At 63.4% G+C, this 11,854-nt stretch carries 12 protein-coding genes; all 12 read left to right on the forward strand.

Going from position 1 to position 11,854, the window contains the following annotated elements:
- The first annotated feature begins 117 nt into the window (after positions 1 to 117).
- The 12 genes from SO140_RS16970 to lpdA all read left to right on the forward strand — a co-directional run bounded on the left by SO140_RS16970 (position 118) and on the right by lpdA (position 11,828).
- Entirely contained in the window at positions 118 to 669 is a 552-nt protein-coding gene (locus SO140_RS16970; protein WP_449382329.1) for an NADPH-dependent FMN reductase, read from the forward strand.
- A gap of 241 nt (positions 670 to 910) precedes the next feature.
- Positions 911 to 1,228, forward strand: coding sequence for an FtsB family cell division protein (locus tag SO140_RS16975; protein ID WP_458150303.1), 318 nt, complete (start codon positions 911 to 913; stop codon positions 1,226 to 1,228).
- A 209-nt stretch (positions 1,229 to 1,437) separates the two neighbouring features.
- On the forward strand, positions 1,438 to 2,397 hold the full coding sequence (locus SO140_RS16980; RefSeq protein ID WP_498542858.1) for a helix-turn-helix domain-containing protein: 960 nt from the start codon (positions 1,438 to 1,440) through the stop codon (positions 2,395 to 2,397).
- A 311-nt stretch (positions 2,398 to 2,708) separates the two neighbouring features.
- Positions 2,709 to 4,226 carry an aldehyde dehydrogenase gene (gene adh, locus SO140_RS16985; protein ID WP_498542859.1) on the forward strand — a complete coding sequence of 506 codons (1,518 nt, stop codon included), beginning with the start codon at positions 2,709 to 2,711 and terminating at the stop codon, positions 4,224 to 4,226.
- 138 nt (positions 4,227 to 4,364) lie between these two features.
- Positions 4,365 to 5,360, forward strand: coding sequence for a glycerophosphodiester phosphodiesterase family protein (locus tag SO140_RS16990; RefSeq protein ID WP_498542860.1), 996 nt, complete (start codon positions 4,365 to 4,367; stop codon positions 5,358 to 5,360).
- The gene (locus tag SO140_RS16995) at positions 5,281 to 5,754 is read left to right on the forward strand and encodes a glycerophosphodiester phosphodiesterase family protein (RefSeq protein ID WP_498542861.1); all 474 of its coding nucleotides are present in this window, start codon (positions 5,281 to 5,283) and stop codon (positions 5,752 to 5,754) included. Before SO140_RS16990 ends, SO140_RS16995 begins: the two co-directional genes overlap by 80 nt.
- A gap of 169 nt (positions 5,755 to 5,923) precedes the next feature.
- Positions 5,924 to 6,946 carry a pyruvate dehydrogenase (acetyl-transferring) E1 component subunit alpha gene (gene pdhA / locus SO140_RS17000; protein WP_449382333.1) on the forward strand — a complete coding sequence of 341 codons (1,023 nt, stop codon included), beginning with the start codon at positions 5,924 to 5,926 and terminating at the stop codon, positions 6,944 to 6,946.
- 29 nt (positions 6,947 to 6,975) lie between these two features.
- The gene (locus SO140_RS17005; RefSeq protein WP_498542862.1) at positions 6,976 to 8,361 is read left to right on the forward strand and encodes a pyruvate dehydrogenase complex E1 component subunit beta; all 1,386 of its coding nucleotides are present in this window, start codon (positions 6,976 to 6,978) and stop codon (positions 8,359 to 8,361) included.
- Between the two features lie 3 nt (positions 8,362 to 8,364).
- Entirely contained in the window at positions 8,365 to 8,670 is a 306-nt protein-coding gene (locus SO140_RS17010) for a DUF5076 domain-containing protein (protein WP_449382335.1), read from the forward strand.
- Between the two features lie 2 nt (positions 8,671 to 8,672).
- Positions 8,673 to 8,873, forward strand: a complete 201-nt coding sequence (locus tag SO140_RS17015; RefSeq protein ID WP_449382336.1) for a hypothetical protein — start codon at positions 8,673 to 8,675, stop codon at positions 8,871 to 8,873.
- 66 nt (positions 8,874 to 8,939) lie between these two features.
- Positions 8,940 to 10,277 carry a pyruvate dehydrogenase complex dihydrolipoamide acetyltransferase gene (locus SO140_RS17020; protein ID WP_498542863.1) on the forward strand — a complete coding sequence of 446 codons (1,338 nt, stop codon included), beginning with the start codon at positions 8,940 to 8,942 and terminating at the stop codon, positions 10,275 to 10,277.
- 129 nt (positions 10,278 to 10,406) lie between these two features.
- Positions 10,407 to 11,828: a dihydrolipoyl dehydrogenase gene (gene lpdA / locus SO140_RS17025; RefSeq protein ID WP_498542864.1), complete on the forward strand. Its 1,422-nt coding sequence runs from the start codon at positions 10,407 to 10,409 to the stop codon at positions 11,826 to 11,828.
- Positions 11,829 to 11,854 lie beyond the last annotated feature (26 nt).

Here is an 11,854-nt window from a genome sequence, read left to right on the forward strand (position 1 = left end):
GATCGCTTTTGCGAAACCCAGCGTTTCCAAACCGAAACGGTTCATGCACTTGCATCATCTCGCCGAGACGGATTAAGTGCGCGGGCTCGTTTCCCGCTTAGAGGTTCAAGGACAACCATGGCCTACAACATCGTCACGATCGCCGGCAGCCTGCGCAAGGAGAGCTTTTCGCTCAAGATCGCCAACGCGCTCGCAAAGCTCGCGCCGGCATCCCTCACGCTCGAGGTCATCACGCCGGCGGGTATCTCGTTCTTCAACCAGGACCTCGAGAGCGCGCCGCCTGCCGACTGGCTGGCTTTCCGCGAAAAGCTCCAGAAGTCGAACGGCGTTCTGTTCGTGACTCCTGAATACAACCGCGCAATCCCGGGCGTCCTGAAGAACGCCATTGACGTTGCCTCGCGGCCCTATGGCAAGAGCTCGCTCAACGGCAAGCCGGTCGGCATCATCTCCAACTCGCCGGGCCCGCAGGGCGGAGTCAGTGCTGCGAAAACGTTGCAGAATATCCTGCCGGGCATCGCGGGCCCGATCCTGCAGCAGCCCGAGACCTATCTGAACGCCGTCGGCGATGCCTTCGACCCCGCCGGCAACCTGATCAAGGACTCGCTGAAGACCGTACTCCAGCAGTACATCGACGCCTTCGCCGCGCACGTCGCCAAGCACCAGGGCTGATCGACTAGGCCCCACACTCCGAGCGCGTGTCCAACTCTCCGTCATGGCCGGGCTTGTCCCGGCCATCCACGGCCTTGTTGGATCGACGAAGACGTGGATGCCCGGCACAAGGCCGGGCATGACGCCCGGTGAGATTCTGCCCAATTTGACCGATCGCACTCCGGGTGGACAACAGACACCATCGGGTGGGCTGGGCAGGGGATTAGCACTCCCTTAACCAACCTGTCCCATCTTGCCGGACATGGTCACCCGTGCGCGCCTGAAATCGATTCTGACCGGCCTTGCTCTCTACGCTATGGCGGCCGCGATCGTCGGCTATTTCGGCATCAACGCCTACACCGGCAAATACGGTCTCAACGCCCGCCAGGAGCTCGACCAGGAGATCATCGCGCTGACGAGCGAGCTCGCGCGGCTGAAGCGTGAGCGCGCCGAGGGCGAGCAGCGGGTGTCGCTGTTGCGCTCGGAAAAGATCGACCCCGACATGCTGGACGAGCGCGCGCGATTCCAGCTCCAGTTCGTCAATCCGCACGACCTCGTGCGGATGAACAATTCGAACTAGTTCGTCCGCACATTCTCGAGATCGAAGCTTCTGCTGATCCTCAGCAGGGCCGGCCGCCTATGTCGAAGGTCGTAATTGTGGGGCGCGCTCTCGCCTTGACGACTGCAGTGCCGGAGGTTCATGCCTTCTTGCACGCTGCACTTGAGGATTGACGCAGATCAATCGGACTGCGCCGGCAGAATCTACACTGCCATCCGGAGGAAACAGTGATGAATGGGCAAATGCACCCGCATCACGCGGCTCGCGTCGAGGCCGCCATCGCGTCAGGCCAGGCGGCACGCTCCGCGCTCGTGGCCTCGTGGTGCCGTTCCTCGCGATTGCATCATCTCGATCCCTCGGGCCGCAGGCCGCCGATCCGCCTCACCGAGGCCGAGCTATACCATGCGCGCGGTCGCGTCGCGCCGCTGCTGTCGGCCGCTCAAGGTGCGATGGACCGGCTCTATCAGGCGGTCGGCGCTGCCGGCTGCTGCGTGCTGCTTGCCGACCGCGAGGGCACCCCGGTCGATCGCCGTGGCACGCCGGCCGACGATTCCACGTTCCAATCCTGGGGCCTGTGGACCGGCGCGCTCTGGAGCGAGGAGCACGAGGGCACCAACGGCATCGGCACCTGCCTCGTCGAGCAGCGGCCTCTGACCATCGACCGCGACCAACATTTCTTCACGCGCAACACGCTTCTGAGCTGCACCGCTGTTCCGATCTACGATCATGACGGGATGCTGGCCGGCGTGCTCGACGTCTCCTCCTGCCGTGCCGACCGCACCGACGCCTTCGCCAACCTGATCGCGCTTGCCGTGGGCGAGGCGGCAAAACGCATCGAGGCCGACTTATTCCGTAAAGCCTTTGCCCATGCCCGCATCGTGCTGACGCCGTCAGCCGACGGCCATTGCGGCGGTCTCGTCGCGGTCGATGCGGATGATCTCGTGATAGGCGCGACAAGGTCCGCCCGGGTCGGACTTGGGATCGCGCCCGGCCGCCCGTTGCAGCCGGTGCCCGCAGCCGATCTTCTCGGTGGCGATGCAGCGCGCGACCACCTCGCCGGTGGCCAGCGCGCGGTATTGCAGCGGGCGCTGTTGCGCGCGGGCGGCAACGTTTCCGCGGCCGCCAAGGCCCTCGGTGTCAGTCGCGCCACGCTGCACCGAAAGCTCAAGCGCTTCGAACTGAAGCACTGAGCTGCGATTTCGTCCCCGCATTCATAGCTGAATTCCTCATGGTGAGGAGCCTGCGAAGCAGGCCTCTCGAACCATGCAGGCCCGATTGTCGCCCGCGGCCATCCTTCGAGACGCGCGCTAGGACGCGCCCCTCAGGATGAGGTCGGTATGTGTGGCTGCATCATGTGCGACTGCATCTCCTGTCGCAGAACTGCGACAGGTCGCCTCCGTCATCGCTTCGCCCCGGGCTGACAGAAGACGCCTCCCGCTTCATCGTCTGCGCAAGTCGTGAACACACGACGATCGTGCAAACAGCAACATCGGGAGTGAACATGAACAAGGTTGAATTCGTCAACGCCGCACAAGTGCCTTTCGCCGCGAAGTACGACAATTTCATCGGCGGCAAATTCGTCGCCCCACAATCCGGCAAGTATTTTGACAACGCCTCGCCCGTGAACGGGCAGGTCGTCTGCAAGATCGCGCGCTCCGATCACCAGGACGTCGAAGCAGCGCTCGATGCGGCGCATGCTGCCAAGGCTGCCTGGGGCAGCACGAGCGTTGCCGAGCGCGCCGCGATCTTGAACCGGATCGCCGACCGCATGGAAGAGAACCTCGAGCGGCTCGCAATCGCCGAGACCTGGGACAACGGCAAGCCGATCCGCGAAACCCGCGCCGCCGACCTGCCGCTCGCGATCGATCACTTTCGCTATTTCGCTGGCGTCGTTCGTGCCCAGGAAGGCTCGATCGGCGAGATCGATCACGACACCATCGCCTATCATTTCCACGAGCCGCTCGGCGTCGTCGGTCAGATCATCCCCTGGAACTTCCCGTTGCTGATGGCGTGCTGGAAGCTCGCGCCTGCGCTTGCCGCCGGCAATTGCGTGGTGCTGAAACCGGCCGAGCAGACGCCAGCCTCGATCATGGTCTGGGCCGAGATCGTAGGCGACCTGTTGCCGCCCGGCGTGCTCAACATCGTCAACGGCTTTGGCCTCGAGGCCGGCAAGCCGCTCGCGTCCAGCCCACGCATCGCCAAGATCGCCTTCACAGGCGAGACCACGACGGGCCGGCTGATCATGCAATATGCCGCCCAGAACCTCATTCCCGTTACGCTCGAGCTCGGCGGCAAATCGCCGAACATCTTCTTCAAGGACGTCACCGCGGAAGACGACGATTTCTTCGACAAGGCGATCGAGGGCTTCGTGATGTTCGCGCTGAACCAGGGCGAGGTCTGCACCTGTCCAAGCCGTGCGCTGGTTCATGAGGACATCTACGACCGCTTCATGGAGCGGGCGCTGAAGCGCGTCGCCGCCATCAAGCAGGGCGATCCTCGTGCCGCGGACACCATGATCGGTGCCCAGGCCTCGGGCGAGCAGTTGGAGAAAATTCTTTCCTATATCGACATCGGCAAGAAGGAAGGGGCGAAGGTCCTAGCTGGCGGTGGCCGCGCCAGCCTCGGCGGCGATCTTTCGGGCGGCTACTACGTCCAGCCGACGGTGTTCCAGGGCCACAACAAGATGCGGATCTTCCAGGAGGAGATCTTCGGCCCCGTCGTGTCGGTCACGACCTTCAAGACGGATGACGAGGCGCTCGCGATCGCCAACGATACGCTCTATGGCTTGGGGGCCGGTGTCTGGAGCCGCGATGCCAATCGCTGCTACCGCTTCGGCCGCGCCATCCAGGCAGGCCGGGTCTGGACCAACTGCTACCACGCCTATCCCGCACATGCGGCGTTCGGCGGCTACAAGCAATCAGGTGTCGGCCGTGAGACCCACAAGATGATGCTCGATCACTATCAGCAGACCAAGAACCTCCTGGTCAGCTACAGCCCGAAGAAGCTCGGCTTCTTCTGATCGAGACGAGGCGGCGCCATGCGGCGCCGCTTCCGTCATCTGCCTGTCAGAGAATTGAGACAAGACGAAGGGCCGAGCTATTCAGCTCGGCCCTTTCGGCATTCGAAGCGATGCCAGGCAAAAGACGGAGGCTTGGCCATGAAGAACGTTCGTTCAACGCGGAAGATGCATGTTGGCGCGATGTTGCTCGGTGCGGCCGCTTTGGCGTTCCTCCCGCCCTCGATGGCCCTCGCACAGGCCGGCTCGGCGCCAGCCGGCGCCAAGCCCGTTCCGACGCTCGACGGCAAGCCGCCACTGATCCTCGGGCATCGCGGCCTACCGGGGCTGGTGCCTGAAGAGACCGAGGCATCGTATGACCTTGCAGCAGCCCTCGGAACCGACGCGCTCGAGGAGGACCTGCACCTGACCAAGGATTGTATCCTGGTCGCACGTCACAATCCCTGGCTGAACGACAATACCAACGTTGCCGAGGTGGCGAAGACCAATCCGGCGGTTGCGGCCCGCAAGCGCACGGTCCCCGGCGTGCGCGTCAAGGCCCCATCTTCCCCCAGCACGCCTGCTGACTACCTCACGGATCTCACCGATCCGGCCGACCCCAAATCGGTGCTGAAATCGCTGATCGTGGACGGCGAAGACCATACCAATGACTGGTCGATCACCGATTTCACGATGGCCGAGCTGAAGGACTGGATTGCCGGCACCACCTATGATGCGGCCAACGAAAGGCCGAAGGTTTTCAACGGCAAGTTCCCGATCATCAGCTTCCAGGACATCATCGACATCGCCAAGGCCAAGAGCAAGGAGACGGGGCGTACCATCACCGTCTATCCGGAAACCAAGAATCCGACCTGGAACAATGCGCAGGCGATCGCCAATGGCTGTGGTGCGCCCGGCAGCCATCCGCTCGAGGATGCCCTGATCAAGATCATCAAGGACAACGGTCTCAACTCGAAGGACGCCCCCATCTTCGTCCAGAGCTTCGAGCCCGGTAGCCTGAAATATATGCGCAGCCATGGCCTGGAGACGCGGCAGGTCCAGCTCATCGATGGCAACGGTGTCGACTTCAAAGGCCGGCAAGGTCCTCAACAACAACATCACCAATTCGCGTCCGTTCGACTGGACGGTGTCGGGTGACGCGCGCTTGTACGATGCGATGGTGACCCCTGAGGGCCTTGCGGAGATCAAGACCTATGCCGACGGCATCGGTCCGTGGAAGCCATATATCGTGCCGCTCAAGATTTCGCCGTGGAAGGACAGCAACGCCGATGGCTCGCCCTACAAGGGATCGACGCCGGAGGCTTCGACGCAGGAAGCGACCAGCCTCGTTGCCGACGCGCACAAGCTCGGCCTGTTCGTGCACGTCTTCACTTTCCGAAACGAGAAGAAGTATCTGGCTGGCGACTATCACGGCGACGCAAGCCTCGAATATCTCAAGTTCTTTCGTCTCGGCGTGGATGGGGTCTTTACCGATTTCACGCATACCGGAGTTGACGCCCGCGCGGCCTATCTGCGTGAGCTCGGCTGGTGAGGCAGAGCCCGGGGGGAGCAATTGTTGCCCGATCGGCGCCAAAGATTTTGCAATATTTCGGTCACGTTGCAGTGCGGCATAATGAATATCGCGCGATGTCGCCGCGGTGCTTTCGCGCGCGATTGAGTTAGGTTAGAGAGGGCTTAGTTTTCTCTGACCCGGAATTCCTATGGCCGCACCCAAGAAAGCCGCCGCAAGCGCAGCGCAGGACAAGACCAACGGCGGCTCGCCCCCGGAATTCACCAGAGAGCAGGAGCTCAAGGCGCTCCGCGACATGCTCCTGATCCGGCGATTCGAGGAGAAGGCCGGCCAGCTCTATGGCATGGGTGCGATCGGCGGCTTCTGCCACCTCTATATCGGCCAGGAGGCCGTGGTGGTCGGCATGCAGATGGCGCTGAAGGACGGCGACCAGGTCATCACCGGCTATCGCGACCACGGCCATATGCTCGCCACCGGCATGGAGGCCAAGGGCGTCATGGCCGAGCTCACCGGACGCCGCGGCGGCTATTCCAAGGGCAAGGGCGGCTCCATGCACATGTTCAGCGTGGAGAAGAAGTTTTACGGCGGCCACGGCATCGTCGGCGCCCAGGTCTCGCTCGGTGCGGGGCTCGCTTTCGCCAACCACTATCGCGGCAACGACAACGTCGCCATTACCTATTTCGGCGATGGAGCGGCGAACCAGGGCCAGGTTTATGAGAGCTTCAACATGGCGGAGCTCTGGAAGCTGCCGGTGATCTTCGTCATCGAGAACAACCGCTACGCCATGGGCACGGCGGTGTCGCGCGCCTCGGCGCAGCAGGATTTCTCCAAGCGCGGCCTGTCCTTCAACATCCCCGGTCATCAGGTCGACGGCATGGATGTCCGTGCGGTGAAGGCTGCGGCTGACGAGGCGGTCGCATGGTGCCGCGCCGGCAAGGGCCCGGTGATCCTGGAGATGCAAACCTACCGCTACCGCGGCCACTCGATGTCGGACCCTGCAAAATACCGTACGCGCGAGGAGGTCGAGAAGGTCCGTCACGATCAGGACCCGATCGAGCAGGTGCGCAACCGCCTCCTGGCCGCCAAGGTGAGCGAGCAGGACCTCAAGGCGATCGACGCCGAGGTCCGCGACATCGTCAATGCCTCCGCCGACTTTGCCCAGCATGATCCCGAGCCGGATGTGTCCGAGCTCTGGACCGACGTTTACCGCTAATAGCGCGCAAGCTTTCTTTTGGAGTCGATATGCCAATTCAAGTGCTGATGCCCGCGCTGTCGCCCACGATGGAAAAGGGCAACCTCGCCAAATGGCTGAAAAAAGAGGGCGAGACGATCAAGTCGGGCGACGTGATTGCCGAGATCGAGACCGACAAGGCGACCATGGAGGTCGAGGCGACCGATGAGGGTACGCTCGGCAAGATCCTGATCCCCGAAGGCACGGCGGATGTCGCCGTGAATACGCCGATCGCGACGATTCTTGCCGATGGCGAGAGCGCCGCTGATCTGGCGAAGGCGCCCGCGCCTGCCAAGGCCGCCGAGTCCGCGCCGCCCGCCGCGGCTAAGGCCGAGGCGCCTGCGCCGAAATCAGCGGCGCCTTCCGCGCCGCAAGCTGTTGCCGAGCCCGATCCCGAGGTGCCCGCCGGCACTGAGATGGTGAAGCAGACCGTCCGCGAAGCCTTGCGCGATGCCATGGCCGAGGAGATGCGGCGTGACGGCGACGTCTTCGTGATGGGCGAAGAGGTTGCGGAATATCAGGGCGCCTACAAGATCACGCAGGGCCTCTTGCAGGAATTCGGCGCCAAGCGCGTCATCGACACACCGATCACCGAGCATGGCTTTGCCGGCATCGGCGTCGGCGCCGCGATGGCCGGGTTGAAGCCGATCGTCGAGTTCATGACCTTCAACTTCGCCATGCAGGCGATGGACCAGATCATCAACTCCGCCGCCAAGACGCTCTATATGTCCGGCGGCCAGATGGGTTGCTCGATCGTGTTCCGCGGTCCCAACGGTGCCGCCGCGCGCGTCGCCGCCCAGCATAGCCAGGATTACTCCTCCTGGTACTCGCACATTCCGGGCCTCAAGGTGATCGCGCCGTATTCGGCCGCGGATGCCAAGGGCCTGCTCAAGGCCGCGATCCGCGATCCCAATCCGGTGATCTTCCTCGAGAACGAAGTTCTCTATGGCCACACCGGCGAAGTGCCGAAGCTCGACGACTACGTGATCCCGATCGGCAAGGCGCGCATCGTGCGCTCCGGCAGCCACGTCACGATCATCTCGTGGTCGAACGGTATGACCTATGCGCTGAAGGCCGCCGAAGAGCTCGCCAAGGACGGCATCGAGGCCGAGGTGATCGACCTGCGCACGCTGCGGCCGATGGACACCGAGACCTTCATCAACTCCGTGAAGAAGACCGGCCGTGCCGTCACGGTGGAGGAGGGTTGGGCCCAGAGCGGCGTCGGCGCCGAGATCGCAGCGCGCATCATGGAGCACGCCTTCGACTACCTGGACGCGCCGGTGACACGCGTTTCGGGTAAGGACGTGCCGATGCCCTACGCAGCGAACCTGGAGAAGCTCGCGCTGCCCTCGGCAGCCGAAGTGGTCGAGGCCGCCAAAGCCGTCTGCTACAGGTAGACCATGGCAGGGCCCAAGGAACAGCCACTTCCGCCTGACGTGATTGGACGCGAGGACGCGATCGAGATTTTGCGCGTGTTCGTGCTCGACGGCGGGCTGTCGATGGCGTTCCAGCGTGCCTTCGAGGAGCCTGACATGTGGGGCCTCTTGCTCGTCGATCTCGCTCGTCATGCCGCGCGCGCCTACGCGCGCGAGAGCGAGATGAGCGAGGAGGATGCGCTCGGCCGGATCCTCGACATGTTCGAGGCCGAGATCGAGCGTCCGACCGATCTCGGCACCACGACGCCGCGCGGTCAGAAGGGGCACTGAGCGTGGCGATCGAATCCCATCACTGCGATGTCATGCTGGAGGCGATCGGCGAGGCCGAGGCCTTCCCTGGCTCCAAAAATATTCTCGACAAGCTCGGCATCCCCTGGATCGATCTTGCCGACGACCGCTCCATCGCCATGATGAAAACGTGGCGTTCCAATCCCGCCAATGAGCGCCTGTGGCAGGGCGACATCGGTAACTAATCCTGGTCTGTTCGTCTTCCGGTGGGTCGGGAGACGACGTTTTGAGAAGTTCTTCGTGAGGTCAGCATGCCCATCAACATCCTGATGCCCGCTCTCTCGCCAACGATGGAGAAGGGCAACCTCGCCAAGTGGCTGAAGAAAGAGGGCGACAAGGTCAAATCCGGCGACGTCATCGCCGAGATCGAGACCGACAAGGCCACGATGGAGGTCGAGGCGATCGACGAAGGCACGATCGCCAAGATCCTGGTGCCCGAAGGCACGCAGGACGTCCCCGTGAACGATGTCATCGCCGTGCTTGCCGGCGAGGGCGAGGACGTGAAGGCCGCGGGCGCTGCCAAGCCCGCCGCGTCGGCTGCGCCGCCGAAAGCCGCGGAAGCACCGGCTGCCGCCCCAGCCCCCGCACCGGCTCCGTCGACGGCGGCACCGCCTCCTGCTGCTGCTCCTGCGGCACCGGCTGCGCAAACCAACGGCCAAGGCGGCCGCGTGTTCTCCTCGCCGCTGGCGCGCCGTCTTGCCAAGGATGCGGGGATCCAGATCGCGATGGTCACCGGCACCGGCCCGCACGGACGTGTCGTCGCGCGCGACGTCGAGCAGGCCAAGTCCGGCAAGGGCCTGAAGGCGCCGGCAGCGGCGCCGTCCGCTGGACCGTCAATCGCGCCGACCATGTCGGACAAGCAGATCCTGGCGCTGTTCGAGCCGGGCTCCTACGACATCGTCCCGCATGACGGCATGCGCCGCACCATCGCGCAGCGCCTGACCGCGTCGATCCAGAACGTCCCACACTTCTATCTCACGATCGACTGCGATATCGGCAAGCTTCTGGTCGCGCGCGAGGAGATCAACGCGGCAGCTCCAAAGGACAAGGAGAAGAAGCCGCTCTACAAGATCTCGGTCAACGATTTCGTCATCAAGGCGATGGCGGTCGCGCTGCAGAAGATCCCGAACTGCAATGTGAGCTGGACCGAATCCGGCATGGTCAAGCACCACCATTCCGACGTCGGTGTCGCGGTGGCAATGCCCGGCGGCCTGATCACGCCGATCATCCGCAAGGCAGAGACCAAGACGCTGTCCACCATCTCCAACGAGATGAAGGATTTTGCGACCCGCGCGCGGTCGCGCAAGCTGAAGCCGGAAGAGTACCAGGGCGGCACCACCGCGGTATCGAACCTCGGCATGTTCGGCATCAAGGACTTCACCGCGGTGATCAACCCGCCGCATGCGACGATCCTTGCGGTCGGCACCAGCGAGGAGCGGCCTGTCGTGCGGGGCGGCAAGATCGAGATCGCACAGATGATGAGCGTGACGCTGTCCTGCGACCACCGCGCCATCGATGGCGCGCTCGGCGCCGAGCTGATCGGCGCGTTCAAGCAGCTGATCGAAAATCCCGTCATGATGATGGTGTGAGCCGCGACCGGTGAATACGTAGGGTGGGCAAAGGCGCAACGCGCCGTGCCCACCTTTTCATAGCGTTGGAAGGCGGTGGGCACGCGTCGCTTTGCCCACCCTACGAAGTCCAGTTGAATGGGAGCCGCAATGGCCGACACATCCTTCGACGTCATCATCATCGGCTCCGGCCCCGGCGGCTATGTCACCGCGATCCGCGCCGCGCAGCTCGGCCTCAAGACCGCGATCGTCGAAAAGTCCTATCTCGGTGGCATCTGCCTGAACTGGGGCTGCATCCCGACCAAGGCGCTGCTGCGCTCGGCCGAGATCTACCACTACATGCAGCACGCCAAGGATTACGGCCTGTCGGCGGAAAAGGTCTCGTTCGATCCGAAGGCGGTGGTGCAGCGCTCGCGCGGCGTCTCGAAGCGGCTGAACGACGGCGTCGGATTCCTGATGAAGAAGAACAAGGTCAGCGTCATCTGGGGCGCCGCCTCGATCGATGCGCCCGGCAAAGTCACTGTGAAGAAGTCCGACGTCGAAGGGCCGAAGGGTTCGCTGGGCGAGGGGACTTATCAGGCCAAGCACATCATCATCGCGACCGGCGCGCGGCCGCGCGTGCTGCCGGGGCTCGAGCCCGACAAGAAGCTGGTCTGGACCTATTTCGAGGCCATGATCCCGGAGCGTATCCCGAAGTCGCTGCTGGTTGTCGGCTCGGGTGCCATCGGCATCGAGTTCGCGTCCTTCTTCCACACCATGGGGTCCGACGTCACCGTAGTCGAGGTGCTGCCGCAGATTCTGCCTGTCGAGGACGCGGAGATCGCGGGCCTTGCACGCAAGCGCTTCGAGAAGATGGGCATCAAGATCATGTCCTCGACCAAGGTGACGAAGCTCGACAAAAAGGCCGACAGCGTCGTCGCCACCATCGACGACGGCAAGGGCAACCCTGTCACGACCGAGTTCGAGCGCGTGATCTCCGCCGTCGGCGTCGTCGGCAACATCGAGAATCTCGGCCTCGAAAAGCTCGGCGTCAAAACTGATCGCGGCTGCATCGTCATCGACGGCTACGGCAAGACCAACGTTCCTGGCATCTACGCCATCGGTGACGTTGCCGGTCCGCCCATGTTGGCTCACAAGGCCGAGCATGAGGGAGTGATCTGCGTCGAGGCAATCAAGGGCCTGCATCCGCACGCCATGGACAAGAACATGATCCCGGGCTGCACCTATTGCCATCCGCAGGTCGCCTCCGTCGGCCTCACCGAAGCCAAGGCCAAGGAGAGCGGTCGCGAAATCCGTGTCGGCCGCTTCCCCTTCGTCGGCAACGGTAAGGCGATCGCGCTCGGCGAGGACCAGGGCCTCGTCAAGGTGATCTTCGACAAGAAGACCGGGCAGCTCCTCGGCGCCCACATGATCGGCGCGGAGGTCACCGAGCTGATCCAGGGCTATGTCGTCGCGATGAACCTCGAGACGACGGAAGAGGAACTGATGCACACGGTCTTCCCGCATCCGACGCTGTCGGAAATGATGAAGGAAGCCGTGCTGGATGCGTATGGAAGAGTGTTGAACATCTGACCGCTGTCGTCATTGCGAGCGTAGCT

The sequence above is a fragment of the Bradyrhizobium sp. UFLA05-108 genome, from assembly GCF_059803455.1.